This window comes from Mesorhizobium sp. B2-4-19, from assembly GCF_006441315.1.
In the GTDB taxonomy this organism is placed as follows: domain Bacteria; phylum Pseudomonadota; class Alphaproteobacteria; order Rhizobiales; family Rhizobiaceae; genus Mesorhizobium.
On sequence record NZ_VFUV01000002.1, the window covers coordinates 464013 to 488182 of the forward strand.

The window sequence follows — 24170 nt, forward strand, 5'->3', positions numbered from 1 at the left end:
CCCGCTCCGGCATCCCGCCTTGTCCGCCGGCACGCTCTGCCGTACTGACAGTCACCAACAGATACCGCCTGAGAAAGGAGCCCGCCTTGAAGCACCAGTTGAGCATCATCATCGGCAGCACGCGGCCCGGCCGCGCCGGCCCGGTTTTTGCCGAGTGGCTGGAGACATTCGCGCGCCAGCACGGGAAATTCGAGGCGGTGCTGACCGACATCGCCGCGTTCCACCTGCCGGTGCTGGACGAGCCCCACCATCCAAGGCTTGGCAATTATCAGAACGACCACACCAAGGCCTGGTCGAGGGCGATCGACGCCGCGGACGCCTTCGTGTTCGTGGCGCCGGAGTATAATTATTTCGCAGCGCCCGCGATCGTCAACGCGATCGACTATCTGCTGCGCGAATGGAAGTACAAGCCGGCCGCCATTTTCAGCTATGGCGGCGTGTCCGGCGGCCTGCGCGCGGCGCAGGCGCTGAAGCCGCTTTTGACGTCGGTGGGGATTATGCCGATCCCGGAAGGCGTCGCGCTGCCGATGTATCAGAAGCTGCTCGACGAGAACGGCGCCTTCAGCGCCAGCGAACAGGTGATCGGCGGCGTCAGGACCATGCTGGACGAACTGTTGCGCTGGAGCGAAGCGCTAAAGCCGCTGCGCGTTGCCTGAAAGGCCGGTGTTTGGCCAAACGCGCCGGCTTGCCCGCCATAAAGTGGTGGAATGGTCGGCAGGTGACTGAGCCGGGGCGGTTCGACTTGCGCTTGCTGTTTGCCTTGCTGCTGACGATTGCGACCACTGCCACGCGATGGCGGAACGGCGCGTGGCGCTGGTCATGGCAGAGGACGACTACCGGCTGGTCCGCCCTTGGCCAATCCCATCCATGACGGCGAGGCGATGGAAGCCGCGCTCAAGAAGCTCGGCTTCGAGGTCAACCTGGAAACCAACCGGGACCTTCGGCGCATGCGGCGCGCGCTCGACGACTTTCGCGGGGATGCCAAGGGCGCCGAGTCGCGCTGGTCTATTTCTCCGGTCATGGCGTCGAAATCTCGGGCGACAACCGGCTGCTGCCGGTCGATGCCGACGCGTCTTCGCTCGATCAACTGAACAAGACCAGTCCGCCGCTTGCCGCTGCGGCCAACGGACAGCTGCCGGAGCGCGAACGGCCGCTGTTCACCATGGCCGACGTGACCCCGGAAATGCGCGGCGAGGTCGAACAGATCGCCAGCGATGCCGACGGCATGCTGGAGTCCAAGCAGCACCACTTCGAGGGCTCCAAGAAGGCCTTCGAGGCCAGCCTCGGCATCCGCCAGAAACTGGCCCAGTCCGATCCGAACAATGCGATCTGGCAATTCGATCTGGTGCAGGCCTACATCAACTATGCGTATGTGGCGAAGGATCCGAAGGCTGTGCTGACCAAGGCGCTGAACCTGACGCTGGAGCTTGACCGCACGGGCCGGCTGGCTCCAAGGGACAAACCCACGATCAAATATTTGCGCGGCCTTCTCGCCAAAATTGAACGCCCGGAAAAAATAGCCGGCTGCCAGCCCGGGATTCGGCCCGGAAATGCCTGCAAACCTTGGAAAAACCGCCTTTAGCGCCTATATCTACGCCATATCAGGCGCGCGATTCGGGGGCGATTTTTCGCGCTGTACAAGCGGCATCTAGACAATAGGTTTTCATGAGCGACCAGACCGAGAACACCAACGGCGCCGAAGCCGAATACGGCGCCGATTCCATCAAGGTTTTGAAGGGGTTGGACGCAGTCCGCAAGCGCCCGGGCATGTATATCGGCGATACCGACGACGGTTCGGGCCTGCATCACATGGTCTATGAGGTGGTCGACAACGCCATCGACGAGGCCCTGGCAGGGCACGCCGACCTCGTCACAGTGACGCTCAACCCCGATGGTTCGGTGACGGTGATCGACAATGGCCGCGGCATTCCGACCGATATCCACACCGGCGAAGGCATTTCCGCGGCCGAAGTGATCATGACGCAGCTGCATGCCGGCGGCAAATTCGACCAGAATTCCTACAAGGTGTCGGGCGGCCTGCATGGCGTCGGCGTCTCGGTGGTCAACGCCCTTTCGGCATGGCTGAAGCTCAAGATCCGCCGCAACGGCCAGATCTTCGAAATGAGCTTCACGCACGGCAATGCCGATGCGCCGTTGAAGGCCACGGGAAGCTACGAGCAGGACAAGCAGCCCGGCACCTATGAGGGTCGCAGCGGCAGCTCGATCACCTTCTTCCCGTCGGCCGAAACCTTCACCATGGTCGAGTTCGACTTCGGCACGCTGGAGCACCGGCTGCGTGAGCTCGCCTTCCTCAATTCCGGCGTGCGCATCATACTGACCGACGCCCGCCATGCCGACGTCGTGCGGCATGAACTGCACTATGATGGCGGTCTCGAGGAGTTCGTCAAATATCTCGACCGGGTCAAGAAGCCGCTGATCGAGAAACCGATCGCCATCAAGGCCGAGCGCGACGGCATCACGGTCGAAGTGGCGATGTGGTGGAACGACAGCTACCATGAGAACGTGCTGGCCTTCACCAACAACATCCCTCAGCGCGATGGCGGCACCCATCTGGCCGGTTTCCGTGGCGCGCTGACGCGCCAGATCACCGGTTATGGCGATTCCTCGGGCCTGACCAAGAAGGAAAAGGTCTCGCTGATCGGCGACGATTGCCGCGAAGGGCTGACGGCGGTGCTGTCGGTCAAGGTTCCCGATCCGAAATTCTCGTCGCAGACCAAGGACAAGCTGGTTTCCTCCGAGGTCCGCCCGGTGGTCGAGGGGTTGGTCAACGAGGCGCTCGGCACCTGGCTGGAAGAGCACCCGACCGAAGGCAAGGTGGTCATCGACAAGGTGATCCAGGCCGCGGCGGCGCGCGAAGCCGCGCGCAAGGCGCGCGATATCACCCGCAAGAGCTCGCTCGGCGTCACCTCCTTGCCCGGCAAGCTGGCCGACTGCCAGGAGCGCGATCCGGCGAAATCCGAAATCTTCATCGTCGAGGGTGACTCGGCCGGCGGCTCGGCCAAGGGCGGCCGTTCGCGCCAGAACCAGGCCATCCTTCCCCTGCGCGGCAAGATCCTCAATGTCGAGCGGGCGCGTTTCGACCGCATGCTCGGCTCCGACATGATCGGCACGCTGATCACCGCGCTCGGCACCTCGATCGGCAAGGACGAGTTCAACGCCGACAAGCTGCGCTACCACAAGATCATCCTGATGACCGACGCCGACGTCGACGGCGCCCATATCAGAACCTTGCTGCTCACCTTCTTCTTCCGGCAGATGCCGGAGCTGATCGAGCGCGGCCATCTCTACATCGCCCAGCCACCGCTCTACAAAGTGACGCGCGGCAAGAGCTCGCAATACATCAAGAATGAAAGCGCCTTCGAGGAGTTCCTGATCGAGTCCGGGCTGGAGGAAGCTTCGCTGACGCTGGGCTCGGGGGAAGTGCGGATCGGGCAGGATCTGCGCGGTGCGGTCGACGATGCGCTGGCTGTGCGCCAGCTCATCAACGGCCTGCACACGCGCTACAACAGAGGCGTCGTCGAACAAGCGTCGATCGCGGGCGGGCTCAACCCCGACGTCTTCAGCGATCTTGGCCGCGCCAACGCCATGGCGGAGCGGATCGCACAGCGCCTCGACATCATCGCCGAGGACACCGAGCGCGGCTGGACGGGCCGGATGTCGACCTCGAATGACGGCAGCGGCGGCTATGTCTTCGAGCGCACCGTGCGCAGCGTCAAGGAATACGCCCATCTCGACTTGGGGCTGATCAATTCGGCCGACGCCCGCCAGCTCGACCGCTACGCGCAGCGCCTCATCGAGGTCTACGGGACGCCGCCGGTGCTGCGCCGCAAGGATGTCTCCGAAACCGTCTCGGGGCCGCTGGCGCTGCTCAACGCGGTCTTTGCGACCGGCCGCAAGGGGCTGACGATGCAGCGGTACAAGGGTCTCGGCGAGATGAATGCCGAGCAATTGTGGGAAACCACGCTCGACCCGAATGTACGGTCGCTGCTGCAGGTGAAGGTCAACGACGCGACCGATGCCGACAGCCTGTTCTCGCGGCTGATGGGCGACGAAGTCGAGCCACGGCGCGAATTCATCCAGGACAACGCGCTGTCGGTCGCCAATCTGGATATTTGATGCATGTCGCCCAAAACCGTGCGGCGGTTTTGGGCGAACGATATGCACAAGAGCCTAAAGCGCGCCGGCTGAATCCGCTTCAATGCGACGGGCTTTGAGACTGTAGCGATGCACCGAAGAAGCCTGCCAGGGCGGCCTTCAGGCGCTGATGGAACGCGCCCCCGGTCAAAGCCGGGTGCGTCGATGCAGATTTCGGGAGCAGCGGCGCGCCGCTAAACGTAGGCTTACGCCAGAAATCAGAGAGCCCGGCTCCAGAGCCGGGCTCTCTGACTATTTCCTCCTATCGGCCGGATCAGTGATCCATGGCCTTGACGATTTCCTCGGTCATCTTCTTGGCGTCGCCGAGCAGCATCATGGTGCCGTCCTTGTAGAACAGCGTGTTGTCGATGCCGGCATAGCCGGAGCCGAGCGAACGCTTGACGAACAGGCAGGTGCGGGCCTTGTCGACGTCGAGGATCGGCATGCCGTAGATCGGCGACGACTTGTCGTCGCGGGCCGAAGGGTTGGTGACGTCGTTGGCGCCGATGACATAGGCGACATCGGCCTGCGCGAACTCCGAATTGATGTCCTCGAGCTCGAACACTTCGTCATAGGGGACGTTGGCTTCCGCCAAGAGCACGTTCATGTGGCCGGGCATGCGTCCGGCGACCGGGTGGATGGCGTACTTCACGTCGACGCCGTTGGCCTTCAGCTTATCGGCCATTTCGCGCAGCGCGTGCTGCGCCTGGGCGACCGCCATGCCGTAGCCCGGCACGATGATGACCTTCTGTGCATTCATCATAAGATAGGCGGCGTCGTCGGCCGAACCCTGCTTGACCGTGCGCTCGATGCCGTCATCGGCCGCCGCCGCGGTCTCGCCGCCGAAGCCGCCGAGGATGACCGAGATGAAGCTTCGGTTCATGCCCTTGCACATGATGTAGGACAGGATCGCGCCGGACGAGCCGACCAGCGCGCCGGTGATGATCAGCGCCAGATTGCCGAGCGTGAAGCCGAGCGCGGCCGCCGCCCAGCCCGAATAGGAGTTGAGCATCGAGACGACGACCGGCATGTCGGCGCCGCCGATCGGGATGATCAGCAGCACGCCCAGCACCAGCGAAGCGGCGACGATCAGCCAGAACACCAGCTTCGATTCCGTGGTGACCAAAAGCACGATCAGCACGATGAGCGCGACGCCGAGGGCCGCGTTGATGAAGTGGCGGCCGCCGATCATGATCGGTTTGCCGGACATGCGGCCGTCGAGCTTCAGGAAGGCGATGACCGAGCCGGTGAAGGTGATGGCGCCGATGGCGACGCCGAGACTCATCTCGATCAGCGCCTGGGCGTGGATGTCGCCCGCCGTGCCGATGCCAAAACTTTCCGGCGCGTAGATGGCCGCCGCCGCGACCATGACAGCGGCGAGGCCGACCAGCGAATGGAAGGCGGCAACCAGCTGCGGCATCGAGGTCATGGCGATGCGGCGCGCGGTGACGGCACCGACGCCGCCGCCGATGGCGAGGCCGAGCACGATGAGGCCGAAGCGGCCCGCGGACGGGGTTGCCAGCGCCAGCGTGGTCGCAATGGCAACGCCCATGCCGATCATGCCGTAGAGATTGCCCTGGCGGCTGGTGGTCGGATGCGACAGGCCGCGCAACGCCATGATGAACAGGACGCCGGAGACGAGATAGAGGAAGGACGCGAAGTTGGCGTTCATGGCGCTCTACTTGTCCTTCTTCTTGTACATGGCCAGCATGCGCTGGGTGACGAGGAAGCCGCCGAAGATGTTGACCGAGACCAGCATCAGCGCCACGAAGCCGAAGCCGGCGGCAACGCCGGAGGCGGCGATGCCGACGGCGAGCAGCGCGCCGACGACGATGACCGACGAGATGGCGTTGGTGACGGCCATCAGCGGCGTGTGCAGCGCAGGGGTCACCGACCAGACGACATAGTAGCCGACGAAGATTGCCAGAACGAAGATGGCGAAGCGGAAGACGAAGGGATCGATGGCGCCGCCGGACAGGGCGTGGGCGGCATCACCCGCCGCCTCGGCGCCGCCTGGAGCATTGGCCAGGTTCTGCACCGCCAGTCGGACGGCCGCACTTGCCTGGTCGAGCTGGTCGAGGGCTTTCTGCAGGGTCTGATCCATCACGCGGTGCCTTTCGACTTGGGCGAGGACGACTTGAGCGCGGACGACTTGGGCGCGGACGATTTGGGCGAGGACGATTTGGATGCGGCAGTTTTCCTGGGCGCGGGCTTCTTGGGCGCTGCCGAGGCATCGGCGACCATGGTCGTGGCCGGGATCGCCGCGGGTTCGACATACGGCTGCTGGTCGGCCTTGGCGAAGGCCGGATGAACCACCTTGCCGCCATCGGTCAGCATTGTGGCCTTGACCAGTTCGTCATCGCGCTTGATGGCGAGCGTCTTGGTGGTCTTGTCGACCAGCGTCTCGAGGAAAGCGAACAGGTTCTTCGCATAGAGCAGCGATGCGGACGCCGCGACGCGGCCCGGCACGTTGAGGTGGCCGACGATTTTTACGCCATTGGCCGTAGTCACCACCTGACCCGGCTGAGCGCCCTCGACATTGCCGCCACGTTCGACGGCGAGGTCGACGAGCACCGAGCCCGGCTTCATCGAGGCGACCATCGCCGCCGACACCAGCTTCGGCGCCGGCCGGCCTGGAATCAGCGCCGTGGTGATGACGATGTCCTGCTTGGCGATGTGCTCGGCGGTGAGTGCCGCCTGCTTGGCCTGGTATTCCTTGGACATTTCCTTGGCGTAGCCGCCGGCTGTTTCGGCGGCCTTGAACTCTTCGTCCTCGACGGCCAGGAACTTCGCGCCGAGCGAGGCGACCTGTTCCTTGGCGGCGGGGCGCACGTCGGTGGCGGTGACGACGGCACCAAGGCGACGCGCCGTAGCGATCGCCTGCAGGCCGGCGACGCCGACGCCCATGATGAAGATTTTCGCCGCCGGCACGGTGCCAGCTGCCGTCATCATCATCGGCAAGGCACGGTCATATTCCGAGGCGCCGTCGATGACCGCCTGATAGCCGGCAAGATTGGCCTGGCTGGACAGCACGTCCATCGATTGCGCGCGGGTGATGCGCGGCATGAATTCCATCGAGAAGGCAGTAACACCAGCCTTTGCGAGCGCCGCGACGGCGGCATCGTTGCCGTAGGGATCCATGATGGCGATCACAGCGGCGCCGGATTTGTAGCTCTTCAGCTCGGTTTCATCAGGCCGGCGGACCTTCAGCACGACATCGGCCTTGGCAACGTCCGCAGCCTTGCCGACGACGGCACCTGCCTTGGCAAACTCTTCGTCGGGGATGCGCGACCTTGTGCCGGCGCCGGTTTCGACAATCACGTCGAAGCCCAGCCCCGCCAACCGCTTGACCGTGTCAGGCGAGGCCGCGACCCGCGGCTCGTTCGCATCAAGCTCACGAGGGATGAAAACCGTCTGTCCCACCGCATGATCCTTTCGGCTGGAACCTGTTTGCGCAAAGTGTCGGCCGGAACATCCGGCAACGTCAACGGCAACGGGGTTTTGGAAGGTCTATCGCAGAATGAAGGCGCCGGCGGCCATGATCAGGATGAAGAGGATAGTCGCCGAGAAGAAACCGCCCGCGAAGAAGCCGAAGGCCATCGCGATGAGCAGCGCGCCGCAGAACAGCGATCCGTATTTGGCCAGAGCGAGAAAGCCCGCATAGGTGCGGTCATGCTCGGCATAGTCCATCTTCGCGCCCAGTTCGACAGGACCGGTCGGCGAGTGATCAGCCATAGGAATACCCCTTCGAAGACATCTTTCAGGCACATAGCGAAAAGCCGGCCCGAGAGCAATGGCGCTATTGCCGCATTGGAGCCGACAACTGCCTCAAGGGAAAATTGAAACCGACGGCCGGTTCGGCGAAGTGCGGCTTTTGCGACAAGCCAGCTCGAGAGCCCTCAGCCAGCGAGGTGCGGGAAAAGCCCGAGCAGGCCAACGACGATCAGATAGAGCGCGACGATGTAGTTCAGCAGCCGTGGCATGATCAGGATCAGCACGCCGGCGATCAGCGAGATAAGCGGCGTGAGCGCAAGCTGGGAAATATGCATGTCGGGGTCCTTCTGGCATATCCGCTGGGATGACAAAGACGGAACGGCGACACTCCGCCGTCATCAGAACGCGGATCTGGCCGGAAGGCTCCAGACGCCTGGCAAAAAACGATCGCCTCAGGCGGCGTCGCGATAATATTTCGCCGTCGGCACGATGGACAAGGGTGTCAGCCGGTTGATAGCCGGATTGGCGAACGTCAGCCTCTGTTCCGTTGGCGTCGACCTGAAGAATGGGAACCGTTCGAGCGTCAGGCGCATATTTTCGCCGGCAGGGATTTCGAACAGGGCGATCCGGGTAAGAACGCCCGGAAACTCCTTGGCCTCGGTCCTCTGCACGGCATTGAAATAGCGAGAATAAAAATTGGAATGCTCGACCTTGACCGGCGTCAGCACCGAGTTCTGGCCGAAATAGAGCGAGGCCACCATGGCGAGCCTGAGTGTCAGGAACGGCAGCACTCCGGGTGCCGGTGCCCCGTCAGGATCGGTTGCAAACCGGGTTCCATCGATAAAGGTTTCTCCGCGGGCAAGCCGCTCGATCAGTATTTCCGGATAAGCATCGACGGAGGGCGAATTCGGATGCTCGCGAGAAATGTAGTGGAAGCGGATCGTGCTGACCAATTCGCCATAGAAATAGACACCGAACCGGTAGGAATTGGGCAGATCGTCCCAGCGATCCGTGAACATCCCGCTGGCGATTGGGCCGCACATGCCCGAGCGCAGATAGGATTTGTAGCGAAGCCGGTAAATCGCCTCCAAATCCTCGCCTCCGGTAATGAGGCGATAATCGACATGCTCCAACAGTTGCATCATTGATCGATTCAACACGGAATCGCCGGCTGTGCTGACCGCGCCAGACGTATTCCTTGCAGCCCTTGCAGCATCCATCATCTGTCCTCGAAATTCCGCCTCCGAATACGCTAGTCGAGTCAAAATGAGACACAAGCAGAAATTTAGATGTTGTTGATTTACCTTATGTTAACCTTAACAGCCACGCGCCCCGGTTGAGGAGCTTGGCGAGCAACGCGCCTGGGACCGACCTGGATCACGACCTCGCAGACATCGCGCCTCGACAAACAGGTGCATGAGCCAGGTCAGGGCGGTGCTTGAATCGGAAAAATCAGGGATTACGCGCTTCGCGAAATCGCGGAACTAGAGCAAATCCAGGAAAAAGTGTGAAGCGGTTTTCCGTCCGGAATTGCGTCAAAACAAGGAGTTGGAGCGATTTGCCGTTTCCGTGAAACGGTGAACTGCTCTAAACGGCTGTCCGTTTGCCGGTGCGACGCAGGTCGGCTGCGAAGGGCCAGGTGACATTCGACATCGTCTCGATACCGGACGCACTGAGCGCAGCACCGAACAGGAAGCCTTGCACGAGATCCGGTTTGACCTGCAAGGCCAGGATCTTGAGCTGTTCGAAGGTCTCGACGCCTTCGACGGTCACGGAAAGTCCCAGTGGCCGTGACAGATTGACGATGCCCTTGAGCAATTCCAGCGAACGCGAGTTCTGGGTGACGTCCATCAGGAACGAGCGGTCGATCTTGATCTTGTCGAGCGGCAGCTTGTGGAGGTAGCTCAGGCTCGAATAGCCGGTGCCGAAGTCGTCGAGCGCGATGCGAACACCAATCTGCTTCAACTCCTCGATATACTGGCGCGTCAGCGACTTGTCGTCGAGCAGCGCCGTTTCGGTGACCTCGATCTCCAGCCGGCCGGCGGCGAGGCCCGAACTCGCCAGCGCATCGCGAACCTTCTGGATGACATCGCGGCTGCGAAAATCCTTGGCCGAGAGGTTAACCGAGACGCTCGTCTGATCAGGCCATTTGGCACATTCGGTGCAGGCTGCCTGCAGCACGAAAGTGCTGATCTCGGATATGATGCCCATTTCCTCGGCCAGCGGAATGAAGATGCCCGGCGAAATCGGTCCAAGGTCGGGATGATCCCAGCGGCACAGCGCCTCGCAGCTTGCGATGCGCATCGTGTTCATCGCCACGATCGGCTGGTAGACGACCCGCAGGCTCTTGCTTTCCACGGCGCTGCGCAGATCCGCCTTCATCAGCTGCCGGTTGCGGAACGCGGCGTCCATCGCCGCCTCGAACAGCCGCCAGCCGTTCTTGCCAAGCTCCTTGGCCTTGTAGAGCGCGAGGTCTGCCTTGACGATCATTGCGTCGACATCGGTTTCCGCGACCTTGGACAGAACCGCGCCGGCGCTGGCCTGGATCCGCAATCCATGCCCGGCGACGTCCACCTCGCCCTGCAATGCCGCGAAGATCTCGTCGATCTGCATGGTCAGATGGCTCTCATCCTCGATGCGGTCGAAGAAGACCATGAATTCGTCGCCGCCGAAACGGCTGACGGTGATGCCTTGCCCGGCAACGGCGGCGAGGCGCTCGGCGACCGCGTAGATCAAACCGTCGCCGATCGGATGGCCGAGCGTGTCATTGACGCTCTTGAAATCGTCGAGGTCGAGCACGGCCAGGCCGCATAGGCGGTCGCGCTCCCCGGAGGCCATCAGCTCGCCGACCAGTTCATGGAAATAAGCGCGGTTCGGCAGACCGGTGAGGCTGTCGTAGCGCGCCATGAAACGGATCTTTTCCTCCGCCTCGACACGAGCCGTGACATCTTCAAAGGTGATGACACCGAGTTCCTGGCTGCCCTCGCGCGCCGAGAATTCATAATGCTGGCCATTGGCCAGCGACACCAGAACCTTCCGGTCGCGCCCTTCGCGCAAGGCCCGGGTCAGCTGGGCCTCGATGTAGCGGCAGTCCTTCGGCGCCAGCATGCCGCCGGCGACGCCGCGCATCAAAAGACCATGGATCGAGCGCCCGAGCAGCGCATTCGCGGACTTGAGCGACATCAGATGGGCAGCTTCGGCGTTGGCCACAGCCACCCGGCCGTTGGGGCCGAGCATGACAAGGCCGTGCGACATGGTGTTGAGGGCGCGATCGAACCTTAGCGCGAGCTTCCTCGCTTCCTTGTGGCCGATGACGGCGGAGAAAAGCACGTCGCGGACGTGGTCGGCGCTGTTGATCGTGATAAAAGTCAGCGGGATGATCATCAACCCGAGAACGACCGAGGGGACATCCATGCGCAGCAGGAGTGCAAGTGCCGCCGGACCAATAAAGGTCACGGAAAAAATCCGTACCATGAGCGGAGAGCCGTAGTTCCGGCCAACAACCGTCACCAAGGTTGCGATGGCCAGCGACGTCGCGGCCAGTTCGGCAAAGGGATCGGGATATACATAGATCGATATGAAACACAGCGCGCCCAGGCCGAGGCCCTGCAGGCTGCCCTTCAGGATATAGGTGCGCTCCCACCGCCGCGCCTCTTCGACATTGGCTATTATGCCGCCCGCCTTCCGGAAGCCGCGAATACCGGAGTAACGGAACAGGCTGATGGACAGCAGACCAAAAGAAAAACCCAGGAACAAAGGGTTGTGCGTACGCAAGTAGATCATGAATCCGAGGATCCAGTAGCATACGCCGCCGATCACCAGCATGTGGGCGTTGTCGAACAACGACCGCACAAACTGGATATAGACATCCGCCGGGATGTTCTCGGTTTTTGTTCTGCCCATATTGTCGGCCCAACGCTAAGCCTTGTCATGTCACACCCGCCTTAAGAAAGGCTTAGAACAGTGATTTCGACTCGGGTGCCAACGGCCGCAAATGCAGGACTGACTGGGAAAAAATCAAGCTTCAGGTAAACAAGGCGTATCCATCACTCGGCGGCCTGGAGTTCCGCCCGCGTCGGCGGGCTCGACAGGCGCTCGACCAGCCTTCGACGCTCGCCCGCGGCCTTGTCCGCGCTGGCCTGCCGTACATGGCCATAACCACGGATGAGCGCGGGAACCGAAACCAGAGCGACCGCCGCCTCGGCCTTGCCCTGCGCCAGCGACCTGGCGACGAGTTCAAGATCGCCTTCATACTGCGCCAAAAGCTGCCGTTCCATGCGCCTTTCGGCGCTATATCCGAACAGGTCGAAAGCGGTGCCGCGCAGCCCCTTCAGCGCCGCCAGCAGGCGGAAACCCTTCATCATCCAGGGGCCGAAGCTCGACTTCCTCGGTTTGCCGTCATTGCCGCGACGGCCCATGATCGGCGGGGCGAGATGGAATTCGAGTTTTTCATAGCTCTGGAACTGCTTGCCAAGCTCGGCGGCAAAGGAGCCGTCGGTGTAGAGCCGCGCCACCTCGTACTCGTCCTTGATCGCCATCAGCTTGAACAGGTTCCTGGCCGCCGCCTCGGTCACGGCGGTCGAGCCTGGCACGGCCCTGGCCTCGGCGGCGCGCAGCGGCGCCAGCCTGTCGGCATAGCGCTTGCCATAGGCGGCGTTCTGGTAGGCAGTCAGGAAGGCGACACGCCGGACAATGATCTCGTCCAGCGTCTGCGCGATCGGGGCTGTTTGTTCCGCCTTGCCCGGCAGGGCGACGAGGCCACGCACGAAATCCGGCTGGTGCGCCGCGCGGCGGCCCCAGCGGAAGGCGGCGACGTTCATCGCCACCGCTTCGCCGTTGAGCTCGATCGCCCTCTCGACAGCCTCGGCCGACAGCGGCAGGCCGCCATGCTGGAAGGCGAAACCGAGCATGAACATGTTGGCGCCAAGCGAATTGCCGAACAGCGCCGTGGCGGTGCGGGTGGCGTCGAAGAAATGCGCCTTGTCGTCGCCGGCGGCGGTGCGGATCGCCTTCTTCAGGCGCTCGATCGGCAAGGAGAAATCCGCCGAGCGGGCAAACTCGCCGGGCATGATCTCGGCGGTGTTGGCGAGGAAGATCGTGTGGCCCTCGCGCACCGCAGTCAGCACCTTCTTGGCGCCCGATACGACGAGGTCACAGCCAAGCACGAGGTCGGCCTTGCCCGCCGAGACGCGGATGGCATGGATGTCATCCGGCGTGCGGGCGATGCGGACATGGGTGAACACCGAGCCGCCCTTCTGGGCGAGGCCGGCCATGTCGATCATGCCGCAGCCCTTGTCCTCGAGATGGGCCGCCATGCCGAGCACGGCGCCGACGGTGACGACGCCGGTGCCGCCGACGCCGTCGATGATCGCCGCCCAGCCCTCGGCGCCCAGCGGGAATTCGGCCGGTGTCGGCACACCGTCAAGCGGATCGGTCTTGCCGGCAAGGCCCTCGGCCTTGCGGATCTTGGCGCCGTGGACGGTGACGAAGGACGGGCAGAAGCCGTTGACGCAGGAGAAGTCCTTGTTGCAGCTCGACTGGTCGATCTTGCGCTTGCGGCCGAATTCGGTCTCGACCGGCTGGATCGAGACGCAGTTCGACTGCACGCCGCAATCGCCGCAGCCTTCGCAGACCAGCTCGTTGATGAAGACGCGCTTGTCGGGATCGGGAAAGGTGCCGCGCTTGCGCCGCCGGCGTTTTTCGGCGGCACAGGTCTGGTCGTAGAGCAGGATCGACACGCCCTTGACGTCGCGCAGCTCGCGCTGGACGAGATCGAGATCGTCGCGGTGATGGATGGTGGCGCCGGCCGGGAATTCGGCCTTGCCGGCATATTTGTCGGGCTCGTCGGTGACGATGGCGATGCGGTCGACACCCTCTGCCCGCACCTGCCTGGCGATCATGTCAACCGTCAGGCCGCCTTCATGCGGCTGGCCGCCGGTCATGGCGACCGCGTCGTTGTAGAGGATCTTGTAGGTGATGTTGGCTTCGCTCGACAAAGCGAAGCGGATCGCCAGCGTGCCGGAATGATTGTAGGTGCCGTCGCCGAGATTCTGGAAGATGTGGCCGCGCTTCGAGAACGGCGCCTGGCCGACCCATTGCGCGCCCTCACCGCCCATGGCGGTGAAGCCCAGCGTGTTGCGGTCCATCCAAAGCGCCATGAAATGGCAGCCGATGCCGGCGGCGGCGATCGAGCCGTCCGGCACCTTGGTCGAGGAATTGTGCGGACAGCCGGAACAGAAGAAGGGCGTGCGCGAACCGATGTCGGTGGCGTCCGCCAGCATCGCCTGGAATTGGCGCAGCTTGCCGACCCGCGCCGAGATCTCCTCCGAGGGGCCGATGGTCTTGACGATCCTCTCGCCAAGGGCAATGGCGATCTCGTTGGGATCAAGCGCGCCCTTGGCCGGAAACAGCCAGTCGCCACGCTCGTCCTTCTTGCCGACGATGACCGGCTGCGAGGCGGTGCCGTAGAGGCTTTCGCGCAGCTGCACCTCGATCAGCGAACGCTTTTCCTCGACGACGACGATGGTGTCGAGGCCGCGGGCAAACTCGGCGATATGATGCAGGTCGAGCGGCCAGGGACAGCCGACCTTGAACAGCCGCACGCCGATGCGGTTGGCGGCCGCCTCGTCGATGCCGATGTCCTCCAACGCCTGGCGAACATCGAGATAGCTCTTGCCCAGCGTGATGATGCCGAGCTTGGGGCTGCGGCCGCCCGAATAGACGATGCGGTTCAGCCCGTTGGCATGGATGAAGGCGGAGGCCGCGGCACGCTTGTATTCGTGCAGCCGCTCCTCCTGGCCCAGCATGTCGATCTCGTGGCGGATGTTGAGGCCGCCCGGCGGCATGTCGAACTCCGGCACGACGATGTTCAATCGCTCGAGCGAGGCATCGACCGAGGCCGTCGATTCGATGTTGTCCTTGACGCATTTGATCGCCGCCCAGGTGCCGGCGAAACGCGACATGGCAAAGCCGTACAGCCCGTAATCGATGATCTCCTGGACACCGGCCGGGTTGAGGATCGGCACCATGGTGTCGACGAAGAGGAATTCGGTGGCGTGCGCATTGGTCGAGGATTCGGCCATATGGTCGTCGCCCATCAGCGCAAGCACGCCGCCATGCTTGGACGAGCCGGCGAGATTGGCGTGGCGGAACACGTCGCCGGAACGATCGACGCCCGGGCCCTTGCCGTACCAGACGGAAAAGACACCATCATGGGTGCCCTCGCCCAGAAGCTCCGTCTGCTGCGATCCCCAGCAGGCGGTGGCGGCCAACTCCTCGTTGAGGCCTGGCTGGAAGACGATGTCGGCCCCCGCGAGCTGCTTCTTCGCCTTCCACAGCTGCATGTCGAGGCCGCCCAGCGGCGAACCGCGATAGCCGGAGACGAAGCCGGCCGTGTTCAGGCCTGCGCGGCGATCGCGCTCGCGCTGCATCAAGAGCATGCGGATGACCGCCTGCGCGCCGGACAGGAAGATGCGCTCCTTCCCGAGGTCGAACTTGTCGTCGAGCGCGACATCATGCAGCGTCATCAGGCATTTCCTCTGCGAAGGCCGCACGGGGGGCAGGCAGCCAACGTCGGGGTCGGATGACGCATCCTTTCTCCCCTTGCAAGTGAGGTCAAACAAAATCGCAGGGGCCAGGCAACGCGCAACAAACAGTCCGGCGGGCGCAGGAGCGCGCATGAAACCGCGCGCCGAGAGTGCCTCGGCGCACGAAAACTCCGGCCGAAATCGATGCCGTCGGAAGGTCAGCCGGCTTTCGAGCAGTCCGGCTTCGGCTCGCCCGGCAGCTTGCCGTCGGGATGGCCGGCGAGGTCGGGATTGGCCGTATAGAGCTGGTCGATGACCAGCGGCCGGTCGGGAAGGATCGACTGGTCTTCCGTCGACATCAGCGTGGTGTCGATCTTCTGCAGGATCGCGCCGTCGGGTCCTTTGATGCTGATGGCGATGGCGTACGGCTTGTTCTTGACGATGCAGGTCAGCGCCGGGCTCTCCAGGCTCACCTTGTCGAGCTTCGGCCAGACCTTCTGCTCGACCACCAAGGGCGCGCCGCCGGCTGGGTTCTGGAAGCTGGCAACCGCCACCTGGCCCTCGCCCATCGGCTGCAAGGGCCGTAGCGTCACGACATAGGTCGCCCTGGCGAGACGGTAGTTGAAGACGAATATCTTGCCGGAAACCTCGAACAGCTTGCCCTGGCCGCCGGTGTCGCGGCAGGCGCCGAGCGCCGCAGCGGCGACCAACATGGCGCCGGCAACGAGCGCGCGTGAAAATCCTCTAGGCATCCTTGACCTCATGGGCCGCCATGCGGCGGCGACGATAGTGACGACTGGCCTTCTGCCGGTTGCCGCACACCGCCATATCGCACCAAAGCCGGCTGGAATTGCGGCTTCTGTCGACGAACAGCCAGGTACAGTTGGGGCAGATCCTGAGCCTCGCGACCGTGTCGGCGCGCAGCAGCGAAAGGGCCGAGACCGCCAGCGCCGCCTCGAAGGGGATCGGCACACGGGGATCGCCGAACGGCCTTCCCGGTGCGCCGATCTCGGTCCGGCTGCCGGCCAGGCCTTCGGCACAGGCGCGCAGGAAATCGGGCAGGTCGGCGGTGGCGACCGCGCCATTCGACACGGCGCCGCGAATCAGCCGATCGGTCGTCTCGCGGATCGACAGCACGACGGGCGCGATTGCCGACGGCGAAGGCACGGCAAGCCGCCGGTCGCCGAGTTCGGCGGCGCGAAAACCGCTGGCCGCGTCGGCGAAGCGGGCGATTTCGGCCGGATCGTCGAAGCGGTCGAACGTGCGCTCCGGATCGCCGCGCAGCACGACGGTGTTCGCCGTATCGAGCGCTAGCAGGCCGCCGGTGAAGCGGTGCGGGGTCCAGGCAACTGTCATGCCGCAAAATCTAACCAATAAATCGCGTTTGACAAGTTAGATTCGGCGATGCAAACCTCCGCTGCGCACGGTATCGTCGCCTTTGTCTCGAGCATTCCGTCGTCCCAACCGCTGTCGGCGAGATGCTTTTGGTGTTGTTGAGCATGCTCTATTTCTTCCAGCAGGTGCTGAACGGGCTGCACTCCGGCGCGCTCTACGCGCTGCTCGCCTTCGGCTACGTGCTGATCAACGGCATCCTGCACCGCACCAACTTGGCCTATGGCGCACTGTTCGCCTTCAGCGGCCAGGCAATGATCCTGAGCGTCGCCTTCGGCTACCAGGTGCTGTGGCTGACGCTGTTGGCGTCGGTGCTGTTCGGCGTCGTCGCGGCATTCCTCTATGCCGCGCTGATCAGCCATGTCCTGTCGCGCAGCGTCTTCGAACCGTTGGCCGACCGCACGCCCAACGCCATCGTGGTGACGACGCTCGGCATCCTGATCGTCCTGTCGGAAGCAAGTCGGATCGCCGCCGACACGCATGATCTTTGGCTGCCACCAATGCTGGCACAGCCCATCGTCTTCGCCGAAGGCGCCGGCTTCAAGGCGACGCTGACGCTGATCCAGGTGCTCGACTGCGCGGTGGTGCTGGCGGCTGTCGCACTGGCCACATCCGCGTTCACCCGCTCCGGCTTCGGCCGGCGCTGGCGCGCCGTCTCCGACGACCCGCACGCCGCCGCCCTGTGCGGCATCGACGTGCGCGGCGTGTTCCGCAACGCCGTGCTGCTCGGCGGCTTCTGCGCCGCGTTGGCCGGCGTCATGGCCAGCCTCTACTACGGTAATGTCAGCTTCGGTTCCGGCCTCGTCTACGGCCTGAAGATCCTGTTCGTGACGGCGGTCGGCGGCTATCTCTCGCCGCCACGAGCGGCTCTGGGTGCCGCCGCCTTCGGCATGGCCGAATCACTGTGGGCCGGTTATTTCCCGATCGAATGGCGCGATGCGTGGATGTATCTGTTCCTGGTGGCCGTGCTGATCCTGATCGGAGCCGGCCGCGACACCGGCAAGGTCATCTGAACCATCAGACTTTGGTTGCATGACGCGGGGCAGACGCCAGTCTCCACCCCTCGCTTTCAGTTGATGCTGTTTTGTTGCTCCCATCCTTGTTGACCCGTCAGTCCACGCACGGCATACCGTTGGACCAAGCGGCGTGACGGAACAAGGGGAGCCGACACGCCTCCGACAAAAGGGAGGAATGCATGGCAGGGCTTCTCGCTCTATCCAGGGCGATCGATCGCGCCAACGAATTCATCGGCAAATCGGTATCCTGGCTGATCCTGCTGGCGATCCTGGTGAGCGCGGCCAACGCCGTCATCCGCAAGATCTTCGACATTTCGTCGAATGCCTGGCTGGAGCTGCAATGGTATTTGTTCGGCGCCGCCTTCATGCTGGCCGCCGCCTATACGCTGAAGCAGAACGAGCATATCCGCATCGATGTCGTCTACGGCCTGTTTTCACGCCGCGTGCAGCACTGGATCGACCTTCTCGGCCATCTCCTGTTCCTGATGCCGTTCGTGACGCTGATGGTCATCTATTTCGTTCCCTACGTCTCGCTGTCGTTTCGCAGCGGCGAGATGTCCAACAATTCCGGCGGGCTTATCATCTGGCCGGCCAAGGCCATCCTGCTGGTCGGCTTTTTCCTGCTGGCCCTGCAGGGCATCTCCGAAATCATCAAGAAGATCGCCATCATGCGCGGCGACATGGACGACCCCAATCCATTCATATCGGCACATGAGCAAGCCGAACTCGAAGCCAAGGCACTGGCCGACGAGGTGCGCTCGTGATGGAATTCATCGCCCAGAACATGGCGCCGATCATGTTCGCCTCGCTGATCATCTTCCTGCTGATCGGCTACCCCGTGGCCTTCTCGTTGGCCGCCAACGGCTTGATGTTTTTCTTCATCGGCGTGCTCCTCTCGCCGTATTCTGGTGGATCGATCAATCTCGCCTGGCCGCTTCTGCACGCACTGCCGGATAATTTCTACGGCAGCAGGGTGATGTCTAACGACACGCTGCTGGCCATTCCGTTCTTCACCTTCATGGGCATCGTGCTCGAACGATCCGGCATGGCCGAGGATCTGCTCGACACGATCGGCCAGTTGTTCGGTCCGATCCGCGGCGGCCTCGCCTATGCGGTGATCTTCGTCGGCGCGCTGCTGGCGGCGACCACCGGCGTGGTGGCGGCATCCGTCATCGCCATGGGCCTGATCTCGCTGCCGATCATGTTGCGCTACGGCTATGACCGCCGTCTGGCTGCCGGTGTTATCGCGGCATCCGGCACGCTGGCCCAGATCATCCCGCCATCGCTGGTGCTGATCGTGCTTGCCGACCAACTCGGCCGTTCGGTCGGCGACATGTACGCAGGCGCACTGATCCCGGGCCTGGTGCTGACCGGCCTCTACGCGCTTTACGTCCTCATCATATCGATCTTCCGACCGAAAATGGCGCCGGCGCTGCCGCTCGAAGCACGCACGCTTGGCCACGGTGTTCTGTCGCTGCTGGTGGCGCTGGTCGTGGCGGTGGCCATCTCTTACGCCGCGTATCGCTATCTCGCGCCAGCTCATGGCGACAATGCCGACATTCTCGGCGCCACCGTAGGGGTGCTCTTCATCTACATCGTGGCGATTGCCGACAAACGCCTGAACTTCAACATGATGTCCAGGCTGGCGCAGCAGGTGGTCATCGTGCTGATCCCGCCGCTGGCACTGATCTTCCTGGTGCTCGGCACCATCTTCCTCGGCATCGCCACCCCGACCGAGGGCGGCGCCATGGGCTCTGTCGGCGCGTTGATCATGGCGGCGGCAAAAGGCCGGCTGTCGCTGGACGTGATCAAGCAGGCACTGACCTCGACGACGCGGCTGTCGTCCTTCGTGCTGTTCATCCTGATCGGCGCGCGCGTGTTCTCGCTGACCTTCTACGGCGTCAACGGCCACCTCTGGGTCGAACACCTTTTGATCTCGCTGCCGGGCGGCGAAGTCGGCTTCCTGATCGGCGTCAACATGCTCGTCTTTTTCCTGGCCTTCTTCCTGGATTTCTTCGAACTGGCCTTCATCATCGTGCCGCTGCTGGCGCCGGCGGCAGACAAGCTCGGCATCGACCTGATCTGGTTCGGCGTGCTGCTCGGCGTCAACATGCAAACCAGCTTCATGCATCCGCCCTTCGGCTTCGCGCTGTTCTACCTCCGCTCGGTCGCCGCCCGCGTGCCCTATCTCGACCGCCTTACCGGCAAGCAGATCGCGCCGGTGACGACCGGCCAGATCTATTGGGGCGCGGTGCCCTTCGTGCTGATCCAGGTGGTGATGATCGGACTGACCATCGCCTTCCCGCAAATGGTGATGCGCTACAAGGGCACGGTGATCGATCCGGGCACGATCGACTACAAGGTGCCGGAGGTGCCCGGCCTGTCGCCGCTCGGTACACCGCCGGCTGGTGGCACGGCCCCTGCCAATGGCGGCAGCGCACCGGCCGCGCCCGGCACGCCGGACCTGTCGCAACCGCCGAGTTTCGGCGATGCACCCCCGGCCAAGCCGGCGGCGCCGGCGCCGGACCTTTCGCAGCCGCCGAGCTTCAATTGATGGGGACGGAGTCATGAAAGCAGTGCGGCTGGAGGCGGTGGGCAGCATTGCGCTGCGCGAAGTCGGCAAACCTGTCGCCGGCCCGGACGAGCTTCTGGTGCGGATCGAGGCCTGCGGCGTCTGCGGCACCGACCGGCATCTTTTCCACGGCGAATTTCCCTGCCGTCCGCCGGTGACGCCCGGACATGAATTTTCGGGCATCATCGAGGCGATCGGCAACGCCGTCTCCGGCTTTGCCGTCGGCGATCGTGTCACCGGCGATCCCAACATCGCCTGCGGACGGTGCCCGCATTGCCATGCCGGCCGGGTCAATCTCTGCCGCAATCTCAATGCCATCGGCATCCACCGCGATGGCGGCTTTGCCGAGTATGTCGTGCTGCCGCAGAAACAGGCTTTCATCCTGCCCGCCGATCTGCCGCCGACGCATGGCGCCTTCTGCGAGCCGCTCGGCTGCTGCCTGCATGGCGTCGACCTTGCAGAGATCAAGCCGGGCAGTTCGGTGATCGTGCTGGGCGGCGGCGTGATCGGCCTGCTGACCGTGCAATTGGCAAAACTGGCCGGCGCCACGACCATCATCCTGTCGACCAGGCAGGCTTCTCGGCGCGCGCTTGCCGAAGCGCTCGACGCGGCGGCGACGGTCGATCCTACCGCCGGCGACGTCATCGATGCCATCGTTGGACCCGCGGGCCTGATGCCGGGCGGCGCCGACGTGGTGTTCGAATGCGCTGGCGTGCGCGACACCGTCGAGCAGTCGATGCGGCTGGCAAGGGCCGGCGGCACGGTCGTCATCGTCGGCGTGACGCCGCAAGGCATGAAGGCGGAATTCGAGCCTTTCGACCTGCTGTTTCGGGAATTGAAGGTGGTCGGCTCGTTCCTCAATCCCTACACGCACCGCCGCGCCGCCGAATTGATCGCTTCCGGCGCGATCGAGATCGACCGGCTGATCTCCAGGCAGGTGCCGCTCGAAGAGGCGGCCGGCGTGATCGCCAACCCGCCGGCGCCCGGCGAGGTCAAGGTGCTGGTGGTGCCAGGTCGGGGCTGAACCAAAGGCCAGTCCGCCGGACCCGCTTGCCGTCACGCCGCCTGGCACGCGGCGGCTTCAAATCGACGAGCTTCTACTGCCTTGCGCCGGGCGGAATACTGGTCGAGGTCGGTTCCGCGCGGACCTGAAAAGAAAGACCCCGGACGAGCTGCCGGGGTCTCTCAAACGAACGCGATGGGATACTACAGCTTGCCGCTGCGCTGCTGGACCATCATGAAGGTGTCGTAATTGTATTCGGCCACCTGCGCCCAGAGATAGTGCTCCTTGCGGAAGCCCTTGATCGATTCCCAGATCTTCTTGAACGGCGCGTTCGAGGCCTCCATCTCGGCATAGACCTCGTTGGCCTTTTCGAAGCAGGCGGCCATGATTTCCTGGCTGAACGGACGCAGTTTGGCGCCGCCGGCGACCAGCCGCTTCACCGCCGCCGGGTTCACATAATCGTATTTCTGCAGCATGTCGGCATCGGCGGCCTGCGCGGCGGTGCGCAGCAGCGATTTGTAGGCTGGCGAAAGCTCTTCGTATTTCGCCTTGTTGAACATCAAATGCACGGTCGGGCCACCTTCCCACCAGCCGGGATAGTAGTAATAGGGCGCGACCTTGTAGAAGCCGAGCTTCTCGTCGTCATAGGGGCCGACCCATTCGGCGGCGTCGATCGTGCCTTTTTCCAGCGCCGGGTAGATGTCGCCGCCGGCGATCTGCTGCGGCACGACGCCGAGCTTCTGCACCACCTTGCCCGCGAAGCCGCCAATGCGCATCTTGAGGCCGGAGAGGTCGGCGACCGTGTTGATTTCCTTGCGGAACCAGCCACCCATCTGCACGCCGGTGTTGCCGCCCGGCAGGCCGAAGAGACCTTGCGTGGCGAGGAACTCATTGAACAGGTCGATGCCGCCGCCATGGTAGTGCCAGGCATTCATGCCGCGCGCGTTGAGCGAAAAGGGAACCGCCGCGCCGAGCGCCCATGTCGGGTCCTTGCCCCAGTAATAATATGCCACCGTGTGGCAGGCTTCGACCGTGCCTGCCGTGGTGGCGTCGGCGGCCTGCAGGCCGGGCACGAGTTCGCCGGCGGCAAAGACCTGGATCTGGAAATTGCCGTCGGTGGCTTCCGACAGCATCTTGGAGAACACCTCGGCGCCGCCATAGATTGTGTCGAGCGACTTCGGGAAGGACGACGCAAGCCGCCATGTCACCTTGGGATTGGACTGGGCGATTGCCGGGGCCGCAAGCGTTGCCGCCGCCGCCGCGGCGCCGACGCCGGTCACGCCGGCCTTGCGAATGAATGAACGACGATCCATGCAGTTCCTCCCTTTTGGATCAACAGACCGACATCCGGGAAATCCTCGGCCTCCCGTATCGGTTGGCCGAAACAATACACAGGCGAGAAGTCTAGTCCAGCACGGCGACCAGATTTGGTAACCGAGCCATGCAGCCCTGCAACTATAGTCTAACGTGCGGTTTCGTGGCCCATGCGACACGCCGAAACTTGGCATGGAAAAATGGCCGGGGATCGCCTATTTTGCAGGCAGGATATCCCTTGCAAGATGGAAAACAGACCCAAAATGCACCAGCCGCTCGTCGCCATATCGACCGACGTCCGTCAGTTCGACAATTACACCTGGCATGCCGCCCCGCAGCAATATCTGGAAGCGGCGGTTGCCGGCGCCGGCGTGTTCCCGCTGCTGGTGCCGTCGTTCGGCGACAGGCTCGACTTCGATGAACTGCTGTCCTCGGTCGACGGCGTCATGGTCACCGGGTCGAAATCCAACGTGCACCCCTCGCTTTATGGTGGCGATGCCAGCGAAGCCAACGGTCCCTATGATCCGGCGCGCGACGCCACCACGCTGCCGCTGATCCGCCGGGCGATCGAGCGCGGCGTGCCGCTGCTTGCCATTTGCCGTGGTATCCAGGAGTTGAACGTGGCGCTCGGCGGCACGCTGGGCACCGAGATCCAAGAACGCGAGGGTTCGCTCGACCACCGCGCGCCGGTGAGCGACCAACAGGACGAGCGCTTCGCCATCCACCAGACCATTTCGATCAAACCGGGCAGCTGCCTGGCCGGTGTGTTCGGCGCCGGCGAGATCAAGGTCAATTCACTGCATCGCCAGGCGATCGACCGGCTCGGGTCGAAGCTCGAGATCGAGGCCGTCGCCACGGACGGCACGGTCGAAGCGGTTTCAGTCAAGGGAGCACGCGCCTTCGCCGTCGGTGTCCAATGGCATCCGGAGTACTGGGTCAACTCGGACAGCAACTCGGCCAAGATTTTTCGCGCCTTCGGCGATGCGGTGCGCCTGCACGCTGCCGCGAAGGCTGGCTCGCGGGCCGCGGCGGAGTAATCAGTCGCCGGTCTTGCGGTCGCCCGCCAGCGACAGCAAGGGCGTTGCAGGTGCATAGGATTCGTAACCGTCGCCATCAGCCACGGCGAAGGTGACAATCGGATCGACGCCGTTGGCGCTGAAGGCGACCGTGCCGTCATTCTGCTGGCGCCAGAACTTTGCCCGTTCTATGCCAGGCATCAGACGACGGCATGTCGGAGCAACAGAAAGCAGGGACAGGCCATCCGAAATTCGGCCCCGCGGCTCACCGCGCAGGCCTTCTCATCGCCATTGGCGACCAGCCTGCAGGTGTTGGACGGCGTGACCTCGTCGGCGACGCTTTCCCCTTTGCCGTCATGAAACAGATGGACGCCGCCAAACAAGGCGGCGGCGGCGATCAATGCGAAGAGCGTTTTCATTCCGTCTCATCCACGTACATGGGCAGGATGGAGAATGATTTCA

At 63.5% G+C, this 24170-nt stretch carries 20 protein-coding genes and 1 pseudogene; 9 read left to right on the forward strand and 12 right to left on the reverse strand.

The window, feature by feature from the left end:
* Positions 1-86 precede the first annotated feature (86 nt).
* The 4 genes from FJ546_RS05430 (at position 87) to gyrB (ending at position 4137) form a co-directional block, all read left to right on the forward strand.
* Positions 87-656, forward strand: a complete 570-nt coding sequence (locus FJ546_RS05430; RefSeq protein WP_140888409.1) for an NADPH-dependent FMN reductase — start codon at positions 87-89, stop codon at positions 654-656.
* A gap of 225 nt (positions 657-881) precedes the next feature.
* Positions 882-1091 (forward strand): hypothetical protein, encoded by a 210-nt coding sequence (locus FJ546_RS31495; protein ID WP_246686748.1) that lies wholly within the window; start codon positions 882-884, stop codon positions 1089-1091.
* 71 nt (positions 1092-1162) lie between these two features.
* Positions 1163-1582 (forward strand): hypothetical protein, encoded by a 420-nt coding sequence (locus FJ546_RS31500; RefSeq protein ID WP_246686749.1) that lies wholly within the window; start codon positions 1163-1165, stop codon positions 1580-1582.
* An 83-nt stretch (positions 1583-1665) separates the two neighbouring features.
* The gene (gyrB, locus tag FJ546_RS05440) at positions 1666-4137 is read left to right on the forward strand and encodes a DNA topoisomerase (ATP-hydrolyzing) subunit B (protein WP_140888410.1); all 2472 of its coding nucleotides are present in this window, start codon (positions 1666-1668) and stop codon (positions 4135-4137) included.
* Between the two features lie 292 nt (positions 4138-4429).
* Here gyrB and FJ546_RS05445 read toward each other — a convergent pair whose 3' ends face one another.
* The 10 genes from FJ546_RS05445 to FJ546_RS05490 form a co-directional block, all read right to left on the reverse strand.
* Complete coding sequence (locus FJ546_RS05445) at positions 4430-5827, reverse strand: NAD(P)(+) transhydrogenase (Re/Si-specific) subunit beta (protein WP_140888411.1); 1398 nt, start codon at positions 5825-5827, stop codon at positions 4430-4432.
* Positions 5828-5833: 6 nt separating this feature from the next.
* Positions 5834-6262 (reverse strand): proton-translocating transhydrogenase family protein, encoded by a 429-nt coding sequence (locus FJ546_RS05450; protein WP_027023845.1) that lies wholly within the window; start codon positions 6260-6262, stop codon positions 5834-5836.
* Entirely contained in the window at positions 6259-7578 is a 1320-nt protein-coding gene (locus FJ546_RS05455; protein ID WP_140888412.1) for a Re/Si-specific NAD(P)(+) transhydrogenase subunit alpha, read from the reverse strand. Before FJ546_RS05455 ends, FJ546_RS05450 begins: the two co-directional genes overlap by 4 nt.
* A gap of 87 nt (positions 7579-7665) precedes the next feature.
* The gene (locus tag FJ546_RS05460) at positions 7666-7890 is read right to left on the reverse strand and encodes an aa3-type cytochrome c oxidase subunit IV (RefSeq protein WP_095771597.1); all 225 of its coding nucleotides are present in this window, start codon (positions 7888-7890) and stop codon (positions 7666-7668) included.
* Positions 7891-8054: 164 nt separating this feature from the next.
* Positions 8055-8204: a DUF3096 domain-containing protein gene (locus FJ546_RS05465; RefSeq protein ID WP_019862764.1), complete on the reverse strand. Its 150-nt coding sequence runs from the start codon at positions 8202-8204 to the stop codon at positions 8055-8057.
* Positions 8205-8321: 117 nt separating this feature from the next.
* Positions 8322-9146 carry a hypothetical protein gene (locus tag FJ546_RS05470; RefSeq protein WP_246686750.1) on the reverse strand — a complete coding sequence of 275 codons (825 nt, stop codon included), beginning with the start codon at positions 9144-9146 and terminating at the stop codon, positions 8322-8324.
* A gap of 310 nt (positions 9147-9456) precedes the next feature.
* Entirely contained in the window at positions 9457-11772 is a 2316-nt protein-coding gene (locus FJ546_RS05475; protein ID WP_140888413.1) for an EAL domain-containing protein, read from the reverse strand.
* A gap of 143 nt (positions 11773-11915) precedes the next feature.
* Complete coding sequence (locus FJ546_RS05480) at positions 11916-15395, reverse strand: indolepyruvate ferredoxin oxidoreductase family protein (protein ID WP_140888414.1); 3480 nt, start codon at positions 15393-15395, stop codon at positions 11916-11918.
* 218 nt (positions 15396-15613) lie between these two features.
* A complete protein-coding gene (locus FJ546_RS05485; RefSeq protein ID WP_140888415.1) occupies positions 15614-16147 on the reverse strand; it encodes a hypothetical protein in 534 nt (177 codons plus the stop codon).
* Complete coding sequence (locus FJ546_RS05490; RefSeq protein ID WP_140888416.1) at positions 16140-16751, reverse strand: CGNR zinc finger domain-containing protein; 612 nt, start codon at positions 16749-16751, stop codon at positions 16140-16142. The genes FJ546_RS05485 and FJ546_RS05490 overlap by 8 nt, the downstream gene beginning before the upstream one ends.
* Positions 16752-16894: 143 nt before the next feature.
* Between FJ546_RS05490 and FJ546_RS05495 the strand changes: the two genes are divergently transcribed.
* From FJ546_RS05495 to FJ546_RS05510, 4 genes are all read left to right on the forward strand, one after another.
* A complete protein-coding gene (locus FJ546_RS05495) occupies positions 16895-17800 on the forward strand; it encodes a branched-chain amino acid ABC transporter permease (protein WP_140888512.1) in 906 nt (301 codons plus the stop codon).
* Positions 17801-17982: 182 nt separating this feature from the next.
* Positions 17983-18567 (forward strand): TRAP transporter small permease subunit, encoded by a 585-nt coding sequence (locus FJ546_RS05500; RefSeq protein ID WP_140888417.1) that lies wholly within the window; start codon positions 17983-17985, stop codon positions 18565-18567.
* Entirely contained in the window at positions 18567-20357 is a 1791-nt protein-coding gene (locus tag FJ546_RS05505) for a TRAP transporter large permease subunit (RefSeq protein WP_140888418.1), read from the forward strand. The genes FJ546_RS05500 and FJ546_RS05505 overlap by 1 nt, the downstream gene beginning before the upstream one ends.
* 13 nt (positions 20358-20370) lie before the next feature.
* Complete coding sequence (locus FJ546_RS05510; protein ID WP_140888419.1) at positions 20371-21399, forward strand: zinc-dependent alcohol dehydrogenase family protein; 1029 nt, start codon at positions 20371-20373, stop codon at positions 21397-21399.
* Positions 21400-21581: 182 nt separating this feature from the next.
* On the opposite strand, the gene FJ546_RS05520 is transcribed toward FJ546_RS05510, so the two are convergent.
* Positions 21582-22691, reverse strand: a complete 1110-nt coding sequence (locus FJ546_RS05520) for a TRAP transporter substrate-binding protein (RefSeq protein WP_140888420.1) — start codon at positions 22689-22691, stop codon at positions 21582-21584.
* Positions 22692-22955: 264 nt separating this feature from the next.
* Between FJ546_RS05520 and FJ546_RS05525 the strand changes: the two genes are divergently transcribed.
* Complete coding sequence (locus tag FJ546_RS05525) at positions 22956-23729, forward strand: gamma-glutamyl-gamma-aminobutyrate hydrolase family protein (RefSeq protein ID WP_140888421.1); 774 nt, start codon at positions 22956-22958, stop codon at positions 23727-23729.
* Here FJ546_RS05525 and FJ546_RS05530 read toward each other — a convergent pair.
* Positions 23730-24127: pseudogene (locus FJ546_RS05530) on the reverse strand (hypothetical protein).
* Positions 24128-24170 lie beyond the last annotated feature (43 nt).

Bases quoted from the DNA above. Each gene is read 5' to 3' on its own strand.
- FJ546_RS31495 (WP_246686748.1), top strand. From the start codon at position 882: ATGGAAGCCGCGCTCAAGAAGCTCGGCTTCGAGGTCAACCTGGAAACC.
- FJ546_RS31500 (WP_246686749.1), top strand. From the start codon at position 1,163: ATGGCCGACGTGACCCCGGAAATGCGCGGCGAGGTCGAACAGATCGCC.
- gyrB (WP_140888410.1), top strand. From the start codon at position 1,666: ATGAGCGACCAGACCGAGAACACCAACGGCGCCGAAGCCGAATACGGC.
- FJ546_RS05445 (WP_140888411.1), bottom strand. From the start codon at position 5,827: ATGAACGCCAACTTCGCGTCCTTCCTCTATCTCGTCTCCGGCGTCCTG.
- FJ546_RS05460 (WP_095771597.1), bottom strand. From the start codon at position 7,890: ATGGCTGATCACTCGCCGACCGGTCCTGTCGAACTGGGCGCGAAGATG.
- FJ546_RS05465 (WP_019862764.1), bottom strand. From the start codon at position 8,204: ATGCATATTTCCCAGCTTGCGCTCACGCCGCTTATCTCGCTGATCGCC.
- FJ546_RS05475 (WP_140888413.1), bottom strand. From the start codon at position 11,772: ATGGGCAGAACAAAAACCGAGAACATCCCGGCGGATGTCTATATCCAG.
- FJ546_RS05480 (WP_140888414.1), bottom strand. From the start codon at position 15,395: ATGACGCTGCATGATGTCGCGCTCGACGACAAGTTCGACCTCGGGAAG.
- FJ546_RS05485 (WP_140888415.1), bottom strand. From the start codon at position 16,147: ATGCCTAGAGGATTTTCACGCGCGCTCGTTGCCGGCGCCATGTTGGTC.
- FJ546_RS05490 (WP_140888416.1), bottom strand. From the start codon at position 16,751: ATGACAGTTGCCTGGACCCCGCACCGCTTCACCGGCGGCCTGCTAGCG.
- FJ546_RS05495 (WP_140888512.1), top strand. From the start codon at position 16,895: ATGCTCTATTTCTTCCAGCAGGTGCTGAACGGGCTGCACTCCGGCGCG.
- FJ546_RS05500 (WP_140888417.1), top strand. From the start codon at position 17,983: ATGGCAGGGCTTCTCGCTCTATCCAGGGCGATCGATCGCGCCAACGAA.
- FJ546_RS05505 (WP_140888418.1), top strand. From the start codon at position 18,567: ATGGAATTCATCGCCCAGAACATGGCGCCGATCATGTTCGCCTCGCTG.
- FJ546_RS05510 (WP_140888419.1), top strand. From the start codon at position 20,371: ATGAAAGCAGTGCGGCTGGAGGCGGTGGGCAGCATTGCGCTGCGCGAA.
- FJ546_RS05520 (WP_140888420.1), bottom strand. From the start codon at position 22,691: ATGGATCGTCGTTCATTCATTCGCAAGGCCGGCGTGACCGGCGTCGGC.
- FJ546_RS05525 (WP_140888421.1), top strand. From the start codon at position 22,956: ATGCACCAGCCGCTCGTCGCCATATCGACCGACGTCCGTCAGTTCGAC.